General features: G+C 37.5%; 20 protein-coding genes, 1 riboswitch and 1 other annotated feature. Of the genes, 6 read left to right on the top strand and 14 right to left on the bottom strand.

The genetic code is table 11. The annotated features are described in order from the left end of the window. Positions 1-3 precede the first annotated feature (3 nt). The 13 genes from cobS to NTHER_RS04765 all read right to left on the bottom strand — a co-directional run bounded on the left by cobS (position 4) and on the right by NTHER_RS04765 (position 11,367). Positions 4-822, bottom strand: a complete 819-nt coding sequence (cobS, locus tag NTHER_RS04825; protein ID WP_012447404.1) for an adenosylcobinamide-GDP ribazoletransferase — start codon at positions 820-822, stop codon at positions 4-6. Positions 823-841: 19 nt separating this feature from the next. Beyond that, positions 842-1,816 carry an adenosylcobinamide-phosphate synthase CbiB gene (gene cbiB / locus NTHER_RS04820; protein WP_012447403.1) on the bottom strand — a complete coding sequence of 325 codons (975 nt, stop codon included), beginning with the start codon at positions 1,814-1,816 and terminating at the stop codon, positions 842-844. Positions 1,817-1,886: 70 nt separating this feature from the next. Then, positions 1,887-2,642, bottom strand: a complete 756-nt coding sequence (locus NTHER_RS04815) for a hypothetical protein (RefSeq protein ID WP_012447402.1) — start codon at positions 2,640-2,642, stop codon at positions 1,887-1,889. Positions 2,643-2,666: 24 nt separating this feature from the next. Then, positions 2,667-3,161: an ECF transporter S component gene (locus NTHER_RS04810; RefSeq protein WP_012447401.1), complete on the bottom strand. Its 495-nt coding sequence runs from the start codon at positions 3,159-3,161 to the stop codon at positions 2,667-2,669. Positions 3,162-3,192: 31 nt separating this feature from the next. After that, positions 3,193-3,774 carry a bifunctional adenosylcobinamide kinase/adenosylcobinamide-phosphate guanylyltransferase gene (cobU, locus tag NTHER_RS04805; protein WP_012447400.1) on the bottom strand — a complete coding sequence of 194 codons (582 nt, stop codon included), beginning with the start codon at positions 3,772-3,774 and terminating at the stop codon, positions 3,193-3,195. Between the two features lie 23 nt (positions 3,775-3,797). Then, entirely contained in the window at positions 3,798-4,583 is a 786-nt protein-coding gene (cobK, locus tag NTHER_RS04800) for a precorrin-6A reductase (RefSeq protein ID WP_012447399.1), read from the bottom strand. Beyond that, the gene (gene cobJ / locus NTHER_RS04795) at positions 4,580-5,296 is read right to left on the bottom strand and encodes a precorrin-3B C(17)-methyltransferase (protein ID WP_012447398.1); all 717 of its coding nucleotides are present in this window, start codon (positions 5,294-5,296) and stop codon (positions 4,580-4,582) included. The genes cobK and cobJ overlap by 4 nt, the downstream gene beginning before the upstream one ends. Beyond that, positions 5,248-6,525 (bottom strand): cobalt-precorrin 5A hydrolase, encoded by a 1,278-nt coding sequence (locus NTHER_RS04790; protein ID WP_012447397.1) that lies wholly within the window; start codon positions 6,523-6,525, stop codon positions 5,248-5,250. Before NTHER_RS04790 ends, cobJ begins: the two co-directional genes overlap by 49 nt. Positions 6,526-6,527: 2 nt before the next feature. Beyond that, a complete protein-coding gene (gene cobM / locus NTHER_RS04785) occupies positions 6,528-7,310 on the bottom strand; it encodes a precorrin-4 C(11)-methyltransferase (RefSeq protein WP_012447396.1) in 783 nt (260 codons plus the stop codon). A 4-nt stretch (positions 7,311-7,314) separates the two neighbouring features. Then, positions 7,315-8,187 (bottom strand): SAM-dependent methyltransferase, encoded by an 873-nt coding sequence (locus NTHER_RS15125; RefSeq protein WP_012447395.1) that lies wholly within the window; start codon positions 8,185-8,187, stop codon positions 7,315-7,317. A 42-nt stretch (positions 8,188-8,229) separates the two neighbouring features. Beyond that, entirely contained in the window at positions 8,230-9,501 is a 1,272-nt protein-coding gene (locus NTHER_RS04775) for a bifunctional cobalt-precorrin-7 (C(5))-methyltransferase/cobalt-precorrin-6B (C(15))-methyltransferase (RefSeq protein WP_012447394.1), read from the bottom strand. Then, positions 9,483-10,655 carry a cobalt-precorrin-5B (C(1))-methyltransferase CbiD gene (gene cbiD / locus NTHER_RS04770; protein WP_012447393.1) on the bottom strand — a complete coding sequence of 391 codons (1,173 nt, stop codon included), beginning with the start codon at positions 10,653-10,655 and terminating at the stop codon, positions 9,483-9,485. The genes NTHER_RS04775 and cbiD overlap by 19 nt, the downstream gene beginning before the upstream one ends. Beyond that, the gene (locus NTHER_RS04765) at positions 10,627-11,367 is read right to left on the bottom strand and encodes a TVP38/TMEM64 family protein (RefSeq protein WP_012447392.1); all 741 of its coding nucleotides are present in this window, start codon (positions 11,365-11,367) and stop codon (positions 10,627-10,629) included. The genes cbiD and NTHER_RS04765 overlap by 29 nt, the downstream gene beginning before the upstream one ends. A 285-nt stretch (positions 11,368-11,652) precedes the next feature. Next, positions 11,653-11,839: riboswitch (cobalamin riboswitch) on the bottom strand. 216 nt (positions 11,840-12,055) lie between these two features. Here NTHER_RS04765 and NTHER_RS15120 point away from each other — a divergent pair. Continuing rightward, positions 12,056-12,433 (top strand): sirohydrochlorin chelatase, encoded by a 378-nt coding sequence (locus NTHER_RS15120; RefSeq protein WP_012447391.1) that lies wholly within the window; start codon positions 12,056-12,058, stop codon positions 12,431-12,433. After that, a complete protein-coding gene (locus tag NTHER_RS04755) occupies positions 12,426-13,040 on the top strand; it encodes a precorrin-8X methylmutase (protein WP_012447390.1) in 615 nt (204 codons plus the stop codon). The genes NTHER_RS15120 and NTHER_RS04755 overlap by 8 nt, the downstream gene beginning before the upstream one ends. On the opposite strand, the gene NTHER_RS04750 is transcribed toward NTHER_RS04755, so the two are convergent. Further along, complete coding sequence (locus NTHER_RS04750) at positions 13,023-14,462, bottom strand: cobyrinic acid a,c-diamide synthase CobB (RefSeq protein ID WP_052291949.1); 1,440 nt, start codon at positions 14,460-14,462, stop codon at positions 13,023-13,025. The genes NTHER_RS04755 and NTHER_RS04750 overlap by 18 nt on opposite strands. A 349-nt stretch (positions 14,463-14,811) precedes the next feature. Here NTHER_RS04750 and NTHER_RS04745 point away from each other — a divergent pair, with 349 nt between their 5' ends. The 4 genes from NTHER_RS04745 to argH all read left to right on the top strand — a co-directional run bounded on the left by NTHER_RS04745 (position 14,812) and on the right by argH (position 20,375). Then, entirely contained in the window at positions 14,812-16,089 is a 1,278-nt protein-coding gene (locus NTHER_RS04745; RefSeq protein WP_012447388.1) for a putative DNA modification/repair radical SAM protein, read from the top strand. Then, the gene (locus NTHER_RS04740) at positions 16,090-16,845 is read left to right on the top strand and encodes a TIGR03915 family putative DNA repair protein (protein ID WP_012447387.1); all 756 of its coding nucleotides are present in this window, start codon (positions 16,090-16,092) and stop codon (positions 16,843-16,845) included. Between the two features lie 261 nt (positions 16,846-17,106). After that, positions 17,107-17,395, top strand: a binding site (T-box leader). Positions 17,396-17,694: 299 nt separating this feature from the next. Further along, positions 17,695-18,909, top strand: coding sequence for an argininosuccinate synthase (locus NTHER_RS04735; protein WP_012447386.1), 1,215 nt, complete (start codon positions 17,695-17,697; stop codon positions 18,907-18,909). Between the two features lie 2 nt (positions 18,910-18,911). Continuing rightward, complete coding sequence (gene argH / locus NTHER_RS04730; protein WP_012447385.1) at positions 18,912-20,375, top strand: argininosuccinate lyase; 1,464 nt, start codon at positions 18,912-18,914, stop codon at positions 20,373-20,375. Positions 20,376-20,378 lie beyond the last annotated feature (3 nt).

Here is a 20,378-nt window from a genome sequence, read left to right as displayed (position 1 = left end):
AATTCACATTAATATTGCGCCAAAAGATAAAACCAGTAATTGTCCAATTTCACAACTGGCTCCGTATATATCCCCAGTAACTCCACCTAGTTTATCATTAAAATTTTTAACAAAAATATTAGTCACAATCCCGACAACTAAAATAGTTGCAACAATGGTCAGAATGACTAAGAAATAATTGCTTAAGTTTAATTGCTCATCATATTGTAAACCAGTCAGCAAAAGAGAAAGAGACAGAACAATTACTATACTAAATACCGGTACCATAAGGGCCTGTCTTGTTTTAAAACCTTTTGAGTCTTTTATAATTTCTCCCATCCCGCGAACACCTTCAGGATATGGATAAGATATTAACACCTGCCACATAATCAATCTTCCTGCCCAAGGAAATAACAACAACCAGATGGGTTCACCCATTGAAATAATAAAACTTAATAATAGCCATTTGCCAGATAATAAGATCCATAGAGCTATTACACCATATGCTCCAACATTGCTATCCCTCATAATTTCAAGCAATTCAGTACCAGTCTTGCCGCTAAAATATCCATCAAAACTATCAGCCAAACCGTCCAAATGTAAGCCACCGGACAAAAATATATCAAGTAATACCATAAAAAAAGCCATAATTTCCGGTACCAGTAGAGGACTTATCAACATATCTACAATCACATAAATTGTTCCCAGAGTAAGACCTACAAAAGGAAAATAAGGCGTCCAAGAAGGATTAGGATAGCTAAATCCCCAAACAGGAACGGGAATTCTCGTTAGCAACGAAGTAGCACCTAAAAACTTCCCGATTATCTCTTTGATCTTATCCACTGTTATCACCTCTCCCATATCACAGTAAATACTTCAAGCTAGCCATGATAGCTAGTCCAATCCATGCTGTAAGATGAACTATATTAATTGCTTGTCTTAATACTAAATGGTCAGGACTATGCCCGGTTTCATTCATATAATGTCGGAAGGATTTATTTCCGGAGTAATAGTTGACACCACCCAATTTGATATTCAAAATTCCGGCCATGACTGATTCGGAAAAACCGGCATTGGGACTAGGATGTTTTGATGCATCATGTCTCATAACTTGCAGGCCTTTAACAAAGTTTTTCTTTGTTAGTAATGATGTAATTAAGATAAAAACGGCAGTTAGACGAGCCGGTATCAGATTTAATACATCATCCAACTTGGCCGAGGCAAAGCCAAGATCTTTGTAGGGATAAAAGTTGTAACCGATCATTGAATCCAAAGTGTTGACTGCTTTATAGGACATTACCAGGGGGGCCCCACCAATAAAAGCAAAAAATAAAGGTGCTATAATTCCGTCACATAAACTTTCTGCACTAGTTTCTATACCACCCCTGGCAATTTCAGCTTCCTCCAGATAGTCCACGTCCCTACCAACGATTTTCGACAATTCTTCCCTGGCTTTGATTAAATCACCATGTGATAAAGGACATAAAACACGAGCCAGATGCTCCACTAAACTTTTATAAGATAACGCAAAATATATTAATAAAATATCTATTATGAAATGCATGGAAGCTAAGTAATAACTTAAAGTAAAAGTCACACCAACTACTATAATCGTTATTAAAAATCCGGCGAATTTAGCTAGACCAGAAAAGTTGTTTCCTTCCAAAAGAAAATTAAAGCCCCAAGAAGTACTGATTGTTACAATCTTTTCCCATAAAAAATTAATTAACAGGGCAATTAAACAAACAGGGTGATAACGGCCCAGAAAATCTCCCAAGAGGCTGTCAATTAAAAAAGCAAATATAACTATCAATATTGAAGTTCCGATTATTTCCATATAAAACACCCACTCCGTATTACATCTTAATTAATTTGTTTATACAATCTTCTTTTAATACAATCTTCTTTTAATACAATCTTCCCAACTGGGTCATCTTTTTTCCAGAAACTTGGGCCAGTTTTTGGGCCTGGTCGGCACCATCATGGTCAGCTGTAAAAATCACACAAGTACTGGGACCAGCAGATTTTGTCAACAAGCCTTCATCTGTTTTTATAGCGTTATTAAGCTGTAACCTTAGTTCTGATCTGTTTGCCAGGGTGTTGGATTCTTTTAATAAACCCTGGGAACCCACAGGTAGAATTTCTAAAACTCCGTTTATTTCACTCAACTCTTTCATAGTTTGCAAGTCCATTATTTCGGGATCGTTAAGGTCAACTTCAGCACCTACTTTGGGGGTTCCTATCATATATAGAGCTATACCTGGATAACTATAGCCCCATCCAGGAAATTCTGGAGATTTTCCCAAAACTGTTACACCCGCTCCAGTCTGGTCAGTAACGATATTTGTCTCACAACTGCCTGTCAAAGAAATCTCAGGATCAATCTCAACAGTATCCAATTCTTCTTTAATACCCGAAATGATTTGTTCACCAGTTGGTACCATTTCATTTGCCAGGGTGTTTATAACTAGAAAGGGATCTATTCTAAGTGCTAAAAGTTCCATGACAGCTACTCGAGTCAAAACTCTGCCTACCCATTCGCAAGGAACTTTTACCTTATCCAGGGACTTTTCACCTATCCCTCCTAGAGAATCACAGGCTACTGCCAAGTACTCATTTTTAGACATTTTTATCATTTTGACATCATCGAGTTGGAAAATCATTTTTTATCCCCCTTTAAAGCCCAGTTAAACTGGCTTACGATTGAGAAACTGACTGCAAACCGGGGCTGCTGTAACTGCCAATCCTATATTCACAGCACTTGCAACTGTTACTGGAACAACCATTCCCATGAAAAAAGGAATCCCAAAACCGGGAATGAGAACAAATATTCCAGGTAAGATCAGTCCATTGAGTACCATCCCTGCCAATACTCCGGCTGCTCTACCGCTGTAATTGTTTACATGGGAGACTGCATACACACATCCAGCCATACCTACTGCTAAAATCAAATGAATTGGGATAGACATGGGAAAACCCACAAGCAAAGATGTGAATATATGACCAAAGAAGCCGATAGCTGCTGCATACTTACCTACCCAGATAAAAGCAGCTAAATAAGCTGGAAAAGAATCCAAGGCTGGAGTTCCCGTTAAACTGGGGATCTTAATCTGGGAACCAATCATTGATAAAGCTATTAACAATGCAATTTTCACCAATTCTCTGTGATCCAAACTTAGCATAAAAAACTCTCCCTTCAAATTAGTTAATTTCTCATTTAATTCTCGTGGGAATACCAGATACCACTAAGGAAACCTCTTGAGCTTTTTGAGCCAATATTTGATTCATCCTTCCCACCAAATCACGATACAATCTCCCCATTTTATGAGCTGGCACCAATCCCCAACCCACCTCATCACTCACTGTTATTACAGTTGCTGTTCCTTGCAAAAACAAATTACAGAGCTCGTCCATTTGAGCTTTCTGTTGGTAGATGAACTTTTCCATACAGCTAGCATCTAAATTATCCGGATCATTTGAACCAATAAAATCAAGTAAGTTATTTGAGAGATACATAGAGATAGAATCTATTAAAACAATCTGGTTTTTCTGAACAATTTGATTGATGTCTTCCCAGTTGAGTTTAGGTGCTACCACCGTGTCCCAGTGTTCAGGACGGCGATTCTTATGTTTTAAAACTCGTTGGCTCATTTCTTGGTCCTCCACACGAGAGGTGGCCACATAAATGACTCCGTCAAGCTCACTATGTTTTGATTCCAATTGGGAAGCCAATTGTTCTGCATAGTAACTTTTCCCCGAAGCAGAACCACCAGTGATAAGTACAAGTTTTCCCATCTTAAATTCCCCTTCCCCTCAATCTAATTGAATAATTTTGCAGATAAATAATTTTCAAGCTCTAACAGATTGGAAGTAGTTGTTATTTCAGGATAGTAAGGGCGCTTAATTAAAATGACATTCATATTTAAGTCCAGAGCAGCCTGTATTTTATTTAGTAGGCCACTGCTTTCACCGCTCTCCTTTGTAAGTAAAACCTTGGTATTATAAGAGCGAAATAATTCCTTGTTTAGGGAATAGCTCCACGGACCTTTGAGGGCCACAATGTTGTCGGGTTTTAAACCATGACAAAGGCAGTTAGTTATACTGCTTTCCATCGGTAATACTCGCACTATTAACTTGTCTTGGGAAATCCTTGAAGTAAAATAATCTATTTTGTTAGTTCCAATAGTTAAAAAAACCTTATCGTCCAGTTCTAGAACTAGTTCCTGAGCTAAATCGGCAGCTTCCTGGAAACTGTCAACTTGTCTAAGTAAGCTGTGATCAGGATCAGGCAAGGTAACAGCTTCTCTTTCAAATCTAATAAAAGGTATACCTATTTCTCGGCAGCTTTGAAAACCACCTTTAGTTACAAAGGTAGCGAAAGGATGTGTGGCATCCACTACAGCCTGAATATTATACTGGTTTAATTTGTCTATAAAATCACCCGAGGAAATGCCGAGGGGATCTGGAAAAACCCTCAGACCCGAATTGCTAATGATACTCTTACCATAATCTGTACTGGCACTGACCATAACAGAATGACCTTGTTTAGTTAAAAATTCGCCAACTTTAATTCCATCATCGGTTCCACCCAAAACTAAGATCATAATTGATAACCCCTTGGAGTAATCATCTTTTCGAATTTAACATAACTTTGGTCATTACCAATTACGACAGTTGTACTCATATCAATATCACAGTTTGTGAATTCCTCCAGTGTTGTAATAACAGTCTTTTCCCCTTGTCTGTAATTGTTAGAAACTAATCCAACAGGGGTTTGGGGGCTGCGATATTCCAGAAATATTTCCCGGGCAATTTCAATTTGTTCTCTCCGTTGACTGCTTTTCGGATTATAAAGTACTACTACAAAGTCAGTACTAGCCACAGCCTTTAATTTTTTTATGATCTGCTGCCAGGGAGTCAATAGATCGCTGAGGCTAATAACTGTAAAATCATGCATTAAAGGTGCACCTAAAGAAGAAGCAGCACCCGTAGCGGCTGTTGTTCCCGGAACAATTTCAACAGGAAGATCTGGGTCTTCATTTAATTCCAATACAACCCCTGCCATTCCGTAAACTCCAGGGTCTCCACTGCTTACTATGGCTACTTGTTTCCCTTCTTTAGCTAATTTAAGAGCCTCTTGACATCTGTCTAATTCTTGCTTCATGGAAGAAGAAATTACCTGTTGTTCTGTAATTAAGTCCTCTATCAGTTGAATATAAGTCTTATACCCAATAATGACTTCCGAGTTTAGCAATATTTGTTTAGCTTCTATTGATAGGCTCTTTCCACCACCGGGTCCAATACCCACCACGGCCACTTTGCCCTGGCCAGTGCTACAGTTACACCTTTGTGAGTCAGTTTCTTCATCAAAAGTTCCTCTGTACCTGCTAGAGTCCTGGCTGCTGGTTCGCATATTCCACCCACCCCCATTTGTTTTGTGACAAATTCAGATTCTCGCGAACTGTTCATATTTTCCTTCAATACTTGAGTTGAATAAAAATAACTGTTGATATTCAAATATCTAGCTGCCTGCAGTAATCCTACTTCACAGCTTTTTTTGTCAACACTGGCTAATGCCCGTATGGAATCAAAAGAGATACCAGCTTTTTTCAGAGATATGGAAATTGCCTCGAGTATACTTTCAAATTCAGTACCCCTCTTACAACCAATTCCTATACATATTGATTTAGGGCGAAGTATCAAATCTTGACTCTTATTAAAGAAACCACTATTAAACTGGGATTCACAGCTGTCACTTATGATTACAGATGGTATATTATCTGTTGATCTAGTTGTTAAAGTGGATAAAGTAGCTGTTGAAATCACTTTAATCCTGGGCAGCTTTATATCTTTATTCAATATTGTGTTAGCCGTTTCACCCAAGTCGAATAAAGGATTATCTGGATTATCCAAAGACTTATCCCAGCTATCTTGGGAATTAAAATACAATTTATCTTCTAAAAACCAATTAATCGGTTGATTATTTACTATTCTCTGATTAATATCCTTGATTATAGATTTATCCGTATCATCATTTAATGTTAAATTCCACAAAGAAGCCAGATGATCGGGAGTCATTTTCTCTTTGACATAGCTTGCATTAGTAATGACTGCTTGTGCCCCTATGACCTCAGCCACCTCTCGGGAAAGTTCGCTTCCTCCTCCTAAATGCCCTGAAAGAAAATTAACGGAGAAATTACCTTCTGGATCTAAACAAACCACACCAGGATCCTTTAGTTTACTTTCCAAATAAGGGGCCAAAATTCGCAGAGCGATCCCTGCTGCTCCGATAATTATAATCCCTTGATAACTTTTAAGAGCTAACCTAGCCACTTGGGATAATTTACCCTGGGTAGTATAAATTCCCGGAGGACAGTCATTATCCTGAGATTCGCGGAGGTTTCCATCATGACGGTAATTATCCAAATAGATGTTTTGGGGGATAAATAAAGTACTTTCAGTAAAGTGTTGAAATAATTTCAATCCCAGATTAACGCCTTCACGGCTCACGGCAATAATGGAAATTCTCTTAAAAGCCCAACTCATCACTACTCTTCCTTTCCTTTTCTAAAACCATGGCTGAAGTGTTTATCATACAATTTGCTTTCTTGATAGTCCGATGAAGAAAGTACATGTCCTACAACAATCAAAGCTGTTTTGGAAATTTCAGCATCAGCAACTTTTTGAGATATATTATTTAAGGTTCCGCTAATCACTTGTTCATCAGGCCAGGTGGCCTTATATACTACCCTGACTGGTGTGGTACCGGATAATCCCCCTTCAGTTAATTCTCGAACTACTTCAGTTATTAAATGAGTACTAAGATAGATACACATGGTACTTTCATTTTTAGCCAGGTTTTTTAACTGTTCTTTCTCCGGGACAGGTGTTCTTTTTCCATGTCGTGTTAGAATAACTGTCTGAGTAACACCCGGCAAGGTAAATTCCCTTTTTAAAGCTGCCATTGCCCCTTGATAAGCGCTAATACCTGGAATAATTTCAACTTCAATACCCCATCCTTTCAGTTCATCTATCTGTTCCTGAATGGCTCCGTAAAGGCCAGGATCTCCCGAATGAAGCCGCACTATTTTATCTCCTTTTCGGGAATGATTAATCAAAATATCCGTAATCTCTTCTTTGGAGAGCTCAGCACTATCATATAATTGACAATTTGAAGAAACTAGCTTCAACAAAGCCGGATTAATTAAAGAACCTGCATATACTACAGCATCACAATCAGTCAGCAATTTTTCCCCTTTCCTCGTTAAAAGTTCCGGGTCACCAGGACCTGCTCCTAAAAAATAGACTTTTGGCTGCTGTGATCTGTCCATAGTATCACCTGCTTCCTAAATTTTTTGAGACTATCAGTGTTGATAGATAACTGACTTTTCTAGGTTCCACTTCCAAGATATTTTGATATAATTTCTCATCGGGAAAACCCAACTTTTCAACGAGTACGGCCTCTTCAACTCTCTGGGATTCTTTGATTTGATTTACTAGCTTGTCAAAATTACTGGTAACTTTTAAAAACACCAAAGTTTCAAAATCTTTTAGGTAATTTCGATAATCTTGATCTTTTTTTACCGGAACAATCACTGTTTTATCAGACCCAAAGGTAAGTTGAATCCCACCAATTTTAGCACTAATGGCACTAAAGGAATAGATACCTGGGATCACTTCAACCTGGATATGGGCATCATTTGATTGTGAATTAAACGAGTTTGCCCCATTGATCTGATTGGTCAAATTGGTCTGATTGATTTGATCGATTAGCTCGGTTTGTTTGGTTTGATCGGCTTGATTAGTTTGATTATATTCTTGAATTAATTGGGCTAAATGCCTATAGGTACTATAAAACATAGGATCTCCCAGGGTAATGAAAGATATATTTTGACCTGCAAGCAGTTTTTCAAGAACTTTTCTTTGCAGTGAGTTTTTAATTGTAAAAGTTTTGCTATCCGCACTCGAATTCATGCTAACTTCTACTGTCTCCACTGGAGGTAATTTGTCATCCCATTCCCAGTTTTTAAAAGCTGCTTTAACAATGCTCTGGGCATAGCCTTTTTTCTGCCCTGGACTCTTAGGAGCTATAATAATATCACTACTCGATAGAACTCTCACAGCTTTTAAGGTTAGTAATTCCGGATCCCCCGGACCTACTCCTATAGCATATAGTTTCCCCGATTTTAGTTTCCTCGTGTTATACATATCCTCAGCCCCTTTTTTGAAAGGTTTTTCAAGGTGGTACTACTACAAAATGGTACTACTATTAGAGAATTTTGTTGCAATCAATATTGAAATAGGGTTTTGCCCTGCCCAAATCGATATATTATCATTCAAAGTCTTCATATAATTAACCTGAATTTGTTTAATTTCTAGCTCCCAACCCCTTTGATTTTCGAAAAATTCCCAGGCAGTATAAAAGCTTTCCAGGGCAACTGTAGAGATTACTACTGGACCTGTAAAACTTTCCAGTTGATTCAGATAGTTTAAAATAGGAGTTAATTGACCACTACTTCCTCCAACTATAACTCTGTCAGGGGGTGGAAGTTCACCTAAAACTCCAGGGGCTTCACCTGCCACGATTTCAATATTATTTCTTTGGAATTTAGATTTATTTTCTTTAATCACTTCCAGAGCTTCAGTTGAACGTTCTACAGCACACACTTTTCCTTGAGGGCCAACCATACTAGAACATTCTAATGATATTGCCCCAGTACCAGCACCAATATCCCAAACAACAGCTCCTCGATATAAATTCATTTTAGAGACAAGGACTGCCCTAATTTCTTCTTTGGTCCTGGGTACATTTCTTTTTATGATCTCTTTATCCGAAAAACTAACTTTCGTACTGTTACAGTCACCTGCTTCCCCACTCTCACGGTTAGTAAATAGAATGCAGTTTTCATACGGAGGATAATTGCTTAATTGTTCAATGGTAGTTTCAAAAACTTGTTCACTATCCCATGAAAGATTAGCCAACACAGTTACTTTTCTTTTTTTAAAATTAGAATCATTTAAACATATATACTCACCGAACAAATGGGTATCAACATCTCCTCCTAGTAAGATTGCTAACTTGTCACAAGATTTCATTAACAAAAGACAATTTTCCAGATTATTTTTTCTACCGTGAAGACTAATGCTGTCTACATCATTCCAGTTTTCTTGAATTTTAGAGAGACCTAACTGCAGAGAACTGATTCCTGGGACAATTTTAATTTTATCCTGGGAAAATTTATTTTTAATCAATGAACACAGGCTGTAATATCCCGGGTCTCCCGATACTAGAACTGTGACAGTTCTATCTTCTTGAAGGCACGAATCTATTTTTGCTAAAATTGAATCCATCCCAAGAGAATAATCATAAGTCTTATTAGGTTGTGCGCCCAATACTCGGGACAATTTAAGAGCAGGTTGAGATCCCACAAGAATGCTTGCATTTAAAATATAATTTTTTCCCTGTTCTGTTAAGTAAGATTTACTTCCTGGTCCAATTCCCACTATGATAATCTTTCCCATACATCCCACCCTTTGCTATAGCATATATCTTTTGCTCCATTACCCCATGCAATGATCTTACCGGGCCTATTGGTTAATAAAACCCCTACTTGATGGTCGGGTCCTGTTAATTCGCTAACCCTATGTTCTGCTTCCTGGGCAATGCTTTTCAAAGTTCTGTCACCTTGATTACTGCCTGTTGTCTCATCGTGATTTAACAAGATATTAACGCTCTCCTCGGCAGTAACTGACTCCCACAACTGATCAATTACTGGATTTGAAAACCCCTTTAAAGCCGCATGAGTGACAAAAATTTCTCTCCTTGCATCAGCGGTTTTACTGTAAGTATTAAAAATCCCCGCCGACAACTTGGCCAGTTTCCCAATATGTCCTAATAATAATATTTTTGTAAAATCATATTTCATAGCATTTCTAATCATATAACCGATATAATTACCCACTATTGCTATACAGTCACCATTTACTCCCCGGGAAAGAGCTATTTTTTCACCAGATCTTCCAGGTACAATAACAAGTGTATCTTGCTTTAGTTGATTGATCTGAGGAAGTTGTATTTTTAATGACTCTTTCATGGCTTGAGTTGACATCGGTTCTACAATACCCGTAGTTCCCAAAATTGAAATCCCTTTAACTATTCCAAGCTTTGAATTTAACGTTTTCTCCGCCAGCTGTTCTCCCTTGGGAACTGTGATGGTTATAGAAACTCCTTTGTCTTTAGGTAAAAATTCTCTTAAGTTATTGACTATCATTTGTTTGGGACCGGGATTTATAGCAGCTTGCCCCACTTCTACAGGTAAACCAGGTTTCGTTACTTGGCCCACACCTTGACCTCCGTCGATAACTATCTCCCTGTCTTTAGTCAATTTTACCTTAGCTCCAATTAATGTCCCATGGGTTATATCACTATCATCTCCTGCATCCTTTCGTACCCAAGCAGACTTTTTATCATTAGTCCTGAAACCATAAGCTGCTATGGGGATGGTAAGTTTTTTCTCTTCAGGAGTAATTATCGTCACTTCTTTTGGATATTCCCCCGAATATTCAGCCAATAGGGCAGCTTTAGCCGTAGCTGTTGCGCAGCTTCCTGTGGTAATCCCCTTTTTCAAGCTATTCTGATGTAAACTGCTATTTTGTTTGCTTAGATAACTGGTCATAATCACTACCCCTTAAAAGTCTTCTACAAATATACTTATAAAAAACACTGGTGATTAGTGGAATGAATCCTAATGCCGCTAGAGATATTGTGATCTTGGGGGATATAAGATCAGATAGTTTTTGAATTTCAGTGATTTGATGTCCAGCATTAACATAGATCAAAATACCTGGTAACAGGCCCACAAGGCTTATCCAGTAATACGTACTTGCCTTGATAGGAGTTAAAGCAAACAAAGAATTTATGGCAAAAGAAGGAATGATCTCAGTAACTCTAGATAAAAACAGCAAACTTGCTCCATGGTCTCGCGAGACTTGCTCAACATACTCAAGTTTATCTGAGAATTTTCTTGTAAGGTAGTCACGGAGTGCATATCTACTTATTAAAAACACCACAAATACCCCAAGACTAACAGATATGGTAACTAAAATCGAAGCCAATAAAAAGCCAAAAATAGCACCAGCAACAATAGTTAAGACACCACTACCGGGAATTGATACGACAGCAAAGAAAAAGCGGATTATAAAAAAGATTAATATTGTTAAAAACAAGTTATTATCTGCGTAAGAACGTAGGATATGTAAATTGTCTTGGAACCAAGTCAGGTCAATGGAATTAAAAAATAAAATAATATATAAGGTGCTGAAAATAAGTAAGCAAAATAATAATTGTGCCAAAGATTTCATTTTGAAACCGGGATGTATTTTATCCACAGAACCAACACCTCCCATACCCGTGACAAGGGCACATTAATTTTAAATATAGGCTCTTTTATATTCCGTTGATAGTTGAACTCTTCGATTTAACGGATTTTGTGTAAGGTTGATATTACATCTTAACAAGTGAACAGGAGAATTAGATTCGAATATAAAAAATCCGGCCCTTCGAGTAGGCCGGATACTTCTTAGCTACCAGTTGATAAACAAAAAATATATCACCGGAGGATGTGCCCTGGGCACATCTCTGCTCAGAAGTACTTTACCTTTACCTCGAAGGCAGTGAGTACGGGTTAACAGGCAGGTTTCCTGGCTCCTGGCATAGAATGATCCACCTTCCCAGATAGCTTGGCTATCCAGTGGTATCCGGACCATCCCTTAGACCAGTCACAGTGGCGGGACCGCTCAGGATTTTCACCTGATTCCCTTTTAACCGGTGTTACCCGGCACCTGTTAACTCGCTAATATTAATTTTTAAATATTTATTTTAAAGAATGTGAATGTGATTATATTTAATGTATATAAAATTCCAATTCTTTTATAAACTTTATCACAGAGAGGTAGTTAAATCAACTATTTATTTTATATGATTTAATGTTATAATTTCTATAAATTTTATCAACCTTAAGAGATTGGTACATAATTTCTTAGGGTTTGTAAATCCATTTAACTGGAGGGTGATACTATGGAAATTAATATTATATTAGGACATGGAAGTCGAAATCCGGAAGCTAATGAAGTATTAAAAACTCTAGCCACAATGTACAGGGAAAATAATCACACTGACACAAGTTATGCCTTTTTACAATTTGCCAGCCCCACATTAGAAGAGGTCTTAGAAGATGCAATTTCTAAAAAATATCAAACTATTGTAATTGCACCAGTATTTTTATATCCAGGAGTACATATTAAAAAAGATATCCCAGAAAAACTCGAAAAGTACCGCCGTGAGAATCCTGAGAAGACCTTTATTCTGGCAAATCCTATCGGAGAAGATCCTAGATTAATTAAAATCATAGAAAATAGAATAGCTTCTGCCAAAGGGAGTCAGAAGAATGACTAAACTACAACCGCAAGAAATAGAAACTAAAAGTATGGAAATCATTCAAAATAAAGTAAATCTATCTGCTTTTAGTCAAAAAGAATTACCCGTAGTTATGAGAGTGATCCATACTACTGGCGATTTAGAGATACATCGAGATATCAGATTTTCTTCTAAGGCTGTCACCAAGGGCTTAGAAGCACTAACTGCAGGAGCCGACATTTTCACTGATGTAAATATGGTTACAGCTGGGCTAAACAAATCTAAACTTAAAAAGCTCGGTTCAAAGATCCATTGTAAAATAGCCGATGAAAATGTGGCAGAAGAGGCTCACAGGATTGGAAGCACCAGAGCGGAAACTGCATTTAAAACCTTTGGTGAAAATCTTCATGGAAATATCGTAGTTATCGGAAATGCTCCCACAGCTTTATTTAAACTTCTTGAATTAGTTAAAAATCATAACATAACCCCCGCTCTAGTGGTAGGAGTTCCCGTAGGTTTTGTAGGTGCTAAAGAATCCAAAGATGCATTAATGAACTCCGACTTACCTTATATTTCAATTTCCGGTTATAAAGGAGGAAGCCCCATAGGGGCCTCCGTTATCAATGCCTTATTGAAATTGCTTTAACCTGTAATAATCGTGAAAACTATTAAACAACCGTTTTGCGGCATTAATATTTGAAGCCAGGTGTATATGCAAGTAACTAGCCAGCAGGTTGCCGGATAGGTAACCTGCTTGTTTGCTTTTATTCCTTGCAGAGATAATGTATGCATAGGGAAAAGAGTCTTCATCTAATTCTTCGTTCATTTCTACCTCGAATTGTGAATACCGAAATTCGTGACCCTTAACTTTGTCGCCCTGTTTAAGTAGAATTGAATCTTTCACGGCATGAGCTTCACGATAACCTAAGGCCATCAACCTAGAATTCATTGTTACTTGTCCAGGTATCAACCCTGTCAGGGAATACTTATCCCCTTTTAAGTCCTGCAAAGTATTACATAAATAAATAAATCCACCACACTCTGCCAGTATAGGCAACCCCTTTTTATGTAAATTTTTTAAATTATCCATGAAGGAAGTATTGGATGAAAGTTGAGAAGCGTATAATTCAGGGAAACCTCCTCCTAGATATAATCCACACACATATTCGGGAATCTCTTTATCTTTTAAAGGAGAGACTGGTACCCATTCAACTCCTTGTTCTTCAAGCCATTCTAAATTGTCCTGATAATAAAAAGAGAAAGCAAGATCTTTAGCTATGGCCACAGGAATTTTGGTAGTTTTGTTAGTGATCATATGTTCTTTAACTGAATCCAATTTGTTATTATAAAAAGTTTCGGAAACAGGCTGCCATTGTTCATAAGCCGTGGCCAATTGATTTATTTTTTTCATATCCACCCTTTCACTAAACATATCTGCCAGTTTTGAAACTTTCTGATGTAAATCATGACTTTCCTCTGCCGGGGTTAATCCCAGATGCCTTTCCGGTAATTCGATGTCAGGTTCATCAGGCAAATAACCGAGTAATTCTACTGAACCCAAGGATGTTACAGCTTCTTTTAGATAACGATAATGGTTTTCAGAACTAACCTTGTTTAAAATAACTCCGGCAACTTTTACATCGGGGTCAAAATTTTGGAAACCATAAATTAAGGCAGCTACACTTCTTGCCTGGCTTTTGGCATTAACAACTAAAATCACTGGTGCATCAAGTTTTTTAGCGATTTCTGCAGTACTGGCCCGGTCGTCTTTACCCGATTTACCATCGTATAGGCCCATTACACCTTCAATTATTGAAATATCCGCTTTTTCTGAACCACGCTGAAATATTTCCTTCATAATATTCGGTGACATCATCCATGTATCAAGATTTCTAGCTGGTCTTCCCGTGATAGTAGTATGGAAGCTGGGATCTATGTAATCAGGGCCAACCTTAAACCCTTGTACTGACTGCCCTTGATTTCTTAACGCTGCCAATAATGCCATTGTAACAGTAGTTTTGCCGCTTCCACTATTTGTCCCGGCAACGACTATCCTTTTTCTATTCACAAGAATCACCCCATCCGTAAATTATTTAACCTTGTGTTTTGTGCTATTACACAAATTGAATACTGAATTGTAAGTACACTCTCAACATTCTCGACCATTATACTATGAACTTAAAAAAATACCAATAACTTAAAATCAAAGGCAGGAATATCTGAACACCAGTTCGAATTTATGTATTAAGCTCTTTTGATACTCAGTTGTTGATAGTTGAACTCTTCCATTGAACGAATTTTGTGTAGAGTTAGTTGTACCAGCCCGAAACATTGGATGTGAAATTCAAGAGCACAACATCAACATACAACTCTAATACAGCCTTTTAAAGAGAGAGAATTTGAGGGAGGAATTAGTTATGGAACTAACACAAAAACTAGCCATTTTAGCTCAAGGTGCCAGATACGATGTATCCTGTTCCTCTAGTGGTTCTAGAAGAGCCAGAACAGAAGGCGGTTTTGGGAATGCATCTAAAAGCGGTATCTGTCATAGTTGGACAGAAGATGGAAGATGTGTATCTTTACTAAAAATCCTATTTACCAATAAATGCATCTACGATTGTTTTTATTGTGCTAATGGAGCCTCTAACAATATTCACAGGGCCACCTTCACTCCTGAAGAAGTGTGTCAGCTAACTGAAGAATTTTATCGTAGAAACTATATAGAAGGACTGTTTCTTAGCTCTGCCATTTTAAACAACGAAGATTACACTATGGAATTGTTAGCAACAACTGTTAAGATGTTACGTGAAGACTATAGATTCAACGGATACATTCACTTAAAAGGCATCCCAGGTGCGGATAAAACTTTGTTGATTGAGGCCGGTAAACATGTAGATCGGTTGAGCATCAATATTGAACTACCAACGCAAAAAAGTTTACAATTGTTAGCTCCAGAAAAAAATGGTAAAGAGATAGTTTCCTCAATGAAGGCAGTTAGTCATAAAATTAAAGAAACCAAGCTAAATAGGCCTGCAAGAACCGAAAAGACAAGCAAATCTAGGCCCAAAAAAACTTCTTCCAAACAATCTTTTGTCCCAGCAGGTCAAAGTACTCAATTAATTGTTGGCGCCACTAATGATTCTGATCGAGATATTCTCAGACTCTCGGAAAACCTTTATCAACAGATAGGCCTAAAACGAGTATTTTACTCGGCCTTTATACCTATTAGCAACAAACACAAAGAAAAACTTCCAGCAATAGCCGAACCTCCTTACTTGAGAGAACACAGACTATACCAGGCGGATTGGCTGTTAAGATTTTATAAATTTAATTATCAAGAGCTTTTTGATAATCAAGACACTAACCTGTCCTTGGAGCTTGATCCAAAAGCCCAATTTGCTTTAAGAAACTTCCACCTCTTCCCCCAGGAAATTAATCAAGCTAGTAAAAAAATGTTATTAAGAATTCCTGGGATTGGCCCAAAATCTGCAAGAAGAATCTTGAAAGCCCGAAAACACTTCCAATTGGGCTTTGAAGATCTAAAGCGTATGGGAATTGTCCTAAAACGGGCTAAATATTTTATCACTTGCAAAGGCAAATATTACGGTGGGATACCTTTTAAGCCTGATCTCATTTATTCTAGGCTGCTAAAGGGTCCTGAATACAAACAATTATCTTTGTGGGGTGGTAATTAAATGCATTCAGTAACTTATTACATTTATGACGGTACTTATGAGGGGTTATTAACCAGTTTATATTATGTTTTTAAATCCTCTGAAAATACACCTAAAATTGTCCCCTCTGGAACGAATTTGTCCCAAGAATTATTTGCAGAATATAAAAATGTCACTACCCATCAGCAATTGGCTAAAACAATGACAGAGAAAATCAATTCAAAAATCTCAAAAAGGGCATTATCTAAGATATATTACGCTTTTTTGTCAGAAATAGAAGGGATAGAAACTTCTATATATCATTATTTGAAATTGGGATTTCAAAAAGGAAATCAAGTTGATGAAATGTTATCCGAACATTCCGTACATACCGTTAATCAATTATCGCAAAAGGTCTCTCGTGAAAGACATCGTATGCTAGGTTTTTTAAGGTTTAAGAAATTACAGTCTGGTGTCTATTATGCCCCTATGGAGCCCGATCATAATATATTGACACTGATAGCCCCACATTTCAAAAAACGTCTTGCTGACCAATCCTGGATAATTCATGATAAACGAAGAGATAAATGCGCATTATACAATGGTAAATCATTAATATACACTACCGATAACTTGCCAGCTAACAAATTATTAGAACACAAGGAAGAAGAACAGTTTCAAAATATGTGGAAACAATACTTTCGGCACGTTTCTATTCCAGAAAGACAAAATTTAAAGCTGCAACAACAGTTCCTACCAAAAAAGTACTGGAAGTACTTAACAGAGAAAAATCAATAACAGACTCTACCTTGACAGTCCTTAAATATAATTATTATAATGTGAACTGCCAACGGGGATAGAGCCCATCAACTGGGCCTTTAGCAATATAGTTCACTTCCACAAGGAGGTGATACTATGTTGGTGAGAAGGTTCCAGATAATGGGGAGGGGGTCCTTCATCTCGCATTGAAGGACCCCCTCATAATAAAATTATTAATTTATACTTGACAATTTAATTTTGGGCAAGTAATATATTTATTAACCAAAATTAAACACGTTTTCAAAAACGATGATAGGGAGAGTAGCTAGTTATTCTTCAGTATAGCGAGCCGGGGATTGGTGGGAGCCCGGTACTGGGATACTAGTGAAGCGCACCCTGGAGTTGGGAACCGAACAGGAGAATTATTAATTCTCAGTAGGTTACCCCGGATTGTTTCCGTTAACAAACACAAGAGAGGACCGGTGTAAAGTGTGTAATTTACTTGAGCTGCGGATATCAATTATTTTCCAAATATCCATAGATAACCGGTAATCAGGGTGGTAACGCGAGTTGACTCCTCGTCCCTTAGGGATGAGGAGTTTTTTATATAGCCATCTTTTCTAGGAGCGGCTATATAATAGCTATCTCCGTATACCTATTACTGTTTAGCTATTGCTGTATAGCACTGACTGTACTAGCTTGTTATTGTTTTTAGACAAAGCTGCTCTAAACACACTTCATCTATCAACACACCGGTCAATCTGGGTGGTACCGCGGGTAATAACCCGTCCCTATACACATGTAATCAATTATGTGTCATAGGGACGGGTTTTTTTATTATTAAATTAAATAAAAAATCAAATTCAATAACGAAAGGAGAAATTAATTATGAGTAAGATTAACAAAGTAGTTTTAGCGTATTCCGGAGGACTGGACACATCTGTTGCCATTAAATGGATTCAAGAGCAGTACGATTGTGAGGTTATTGCAATGATAGGTGATGTTGGTCAAAAAGAAGATGTAGAAGCTGCCGAACAGAAAGCTTATGATACCGGAGCTAGTAAGGTTTATGTAGAAAATTTGCAAGAGGAGTTTGTAACTGATTATATCTATCCCGCCATGAAAGCAAATATTATGTACGAAGGTAAGTATTTACTTGGAACAGCTATTTGCAGACCACTATTGGGTAAAAAATTAGTTGAAATTGCTTTACAGGAAAATGCTGATGCTATAGCTCATGGCTGTACTGGAAAGGGGAATGATCAGGTTAGGTTTGAAATGGCTGTTAAAGCTATGGCGCCTCATTTATCCATTATAGCGCCCTGGCGAGAATGGGATATCAAAGGCAGAGAAGATGCCGTTAAATATGCAAATAAATACGGAATTCCCGTACCTGTTACTAAAGAAATGCCTTACAGTATCGACAGAAATTTATTTCATTCCAGTTACGAAGGTGGTATTTTAGAAGATCCTAATTTTGAGCCGGATCAAAATATGTTCGTGATGACGACTGTCCCAGAACAAGCTCCAGATGAACCCGAATATTTGGACTTAGATTTTGAACAAGGAATTCCTGTTAAATTGAATAACCAGGAACTATCACCAGTTCAAATGATGGAGACTCTCAACGAAATTGGCGGGAAACATGGTATCGGAATAATAGATATAGTAGAAAACAGACTTCTTGGTATGAAATCAAGAGGAGTATATGAAACCCCAGGTGGCACTCTTTTATATCACGCTAAAAAAGAACTAGAGTACCTGGTATTAGATAAGGATACCATGCACTTTAAAGAGGTAATTACTAATAAATATTCTGAACTAGTTTACAATGGTTTATGGTTTAGTAGTTTAAAACAAGCTCTCGATGGTTTTGTTGAAAAAACTCAAAAACATCTATCAGGACATGTAAAACTAAAGTTATATAAAGGCAATGTAATGATAGCCGGAAGATCAGCACCCTATAGCTTATACAGAGAAGACTTGGCCACCTTTGAAGAAGATGAAGTTTATAATCAAAAAGATGCTGAAGGATTCATCAACTTATTTGGTCTCACTTTAACAACCGAAGGTATTGTCAAAAGAGGCAAAGGAGGAGAATAACATTGTCAAAACTCTGGGGTGGAAGATTTTCAAAACAAACAGATCAACTAGTAGATGAATTTAATGCTTCCATCGAATTTGATAACCGGTTAATATTTTATGATCTTCTTGGCAGTCAAGCTCATGTAAAAATGCTGTTCCAACAGGGCATCATCGACACAACAGATTACAAACAGATCACAGAAGGCTTGGATATAATCTGGAAAGAAGCCGAGCAGGATAAACTCGAATTCAACTTAAGTGACGAAGATATTCACATGAGTATTGAAAAACGTTTGATAGAACTCAAAGGTGAAGTAGGCAAAAAACTTCATACAGCCAGAAGCAGAAATGATCAGGTAGCTGTAGATATGAATATGTTCTTATGTGATAAGGCCATAAAGTTAGTAAATGAATTATTACAAAATATGTCAGTTATTAAAGAACTTTCTGAGCAGCATACCAAGACTTATATGCCGGGTTACACTCATCTTCAACGGGCACAACCTACAACTTTGGGCCATCACATGCTAAATTACTTTTGGAAATTTCAAAGAGATGCTAGCCGGTTGATAGACTTTCGCAACAGGGCTGATCTTTCTCCATTAGGGAGTGGGGCTTTTGCCGGAACGGGGTTTAATATCTCAAGGAGGTCCACTAGAAAAGACTTAGGGTTCACACAACAGTTTGAAAATAGTATGGATGCCGTTAGCAGTAGAGATCTCTCCTTAGAATTTATCTTTTGTTTAAGCTCTATCATGATCAATTTAAGTCGCCTAGCCGAGGAACTCATTCTATGGTCTACTAAGGAATTTGACTTTATTGAATTAGATGATGCCTTTGCTACTGGTTCGAGCATTATGCCCCAAAAGAAAAATCCGGATGTACCAGAATTAATCAGAGGTAAAACAGGCAGAGTAGTTGGTCACTTAACTGCACTAGCCACTACATATAAGGGATTACCCATGGCATATAACAAAGATTTTCAGGAGGATAAAGAAGGACTATTTGATAGTTTAGATACCGTGGAAAGTTCCCTAAAGCTAACATCTAAAATACTATCTACCATGACCATCAAAACAAAAAACATGGAAAAAGCACTATACCAAGATTTTTCAAATGCCACAGACATCGCTGATTACCTGGCAACTCAGGGTATCCCATTTAGAGATGCACATGCAGTTGTAGGTCAACTTGTAAAACATTGTCAAGAACATAATAAACTGTTCTATCAATTAACTGAACAGGAGCTCGATATTTCATTTAAACAGATAGCCGATTCTTTAGAAGAAAACAGTCAACAAATACTAACTCAAATGGACACAACTAAAATATTAAATATTATGGATCCAATCAAATGTGTCCATAACAGAAACAGTAGAGGTGCACCAGCACCGGAAGCCCTTCAATTTCAATTGGGACAAGCTCAAAAATATTTTCATAGCCTAACAGAGCAAGTTAAAACATATCAAAGCTTTTTACCTTAAAAA

The organism is Natranaerobius thermophilus JW/NM-WN-LF (genome assembly GCF_000020005.1).
Taxonomy (GTDB): domain Bacteria; phylum Bacillota; class Natranaerobiia; order Natranaerobiales; family Natranaerobiaceae; genus Natranaerobius; species Natranaerobius thermophilus.
This window is presented reverse-complemented; position numbering and strand designations above follow the sequence as displayed.

Coding starts and splice junctions, on each gene's coding strand:
- cbiB (WP_012447403.1), bottom strand. CDS start 1,816: ATGGAAATAATCGGAACTTCAATATTGATAGTTATATTTGCTTTTTTA.
- NTHER_RS04815 (WP_012447402.1), bottom strand. CDS start 2,642: ATGATTTTCCAACTCGATGATGTCAAAATGATAAAAATGTCTAAAAAT.
- NTHER_RS04810 (WP_012447401.1), bottom strand. CDS start 3,161: ATGCTAAGTTTGGATCACAGAGAATTGGTGAAAATTGCATTGTTAATA.
- cobU (WP_012447400.1), bottom strand. CDS start 3,774: ATGGGAAAACTTGTACTTATCACTGGTGGTTCTGCTTCGGGGAAAAGT.
- cobK (WP_012447399.1), bottom strand. CDS start 4,583: ATGATCTTAGTTTTGGGTGGAACCGATGATGGAATTAAAGTTGGCGAA.
- NTHER_RS04790 (WP_012447397.1), bottom strand. CDS start 6,525: ATGAGTTGGGCTTTTAAGAGAATTTCCATTATTGCCGTGAGCCGTGAA.
- cobM (WP_012447396.1), bottom strand. CDS start 7,310: ATGGACAGATCACAGCAGCCAAAAGTCTATTTTTTAGGAGCAGGTCCT.
- NTHER_RS15125 (WP_012447395.1), bottom strand. CDS start 8,187: ATGTATAACACGAGGAAACTAAAATCGGGGAAACTATATGCTATAGGA.
- NTHER_RS04775 (WP_012447394.1), bottom strand. CDS start 9,501: ATGGGAAAGATTATCATAGTGGGAATTGGACCAGGAAGTAAATCTTAC.
- cbiD (WP_012447393.1), bottom strand. CDS start 10,655: ATGACCAGTTATCTAAGCAAACAAAATAGCAGTTTACATCAGAATAGC.
- NTHER_RS15120 (WP_012447391.1), top strand. CDS start 12,056: ATGGAAATTAATATTATATTAGGACATGGAAGTCGAAATCCGGAAGCT.
- NTHER_RS04755 (WP_012447390.1), top strand. CDS start 12,426: ATGACTAAACTACAACCGCAAGAAATAGAAACTAAAAGTATGGAAATC.
- NTHER_RS04745 (WP_012447388.1), top strand. CDS start 14,812: ATGGAACTAACACAAAAACTAGCCATTTTAGCTCAAGGTGCCAGATAC.
- NTHER_RS04740 (WP_012447387.1), top strand. CDS start 16,090: ATGCATTCAGTAACTTATTACATTTATGACGGTACTTATGAGGGGTTA.
- NTHER_RS04735 (WP_012447386.1), top strand. CDS start 17,695: ATGAGTAAGATTAACAAAGTAGTTTTAGCGTATTCCGGAGGACTGGAC.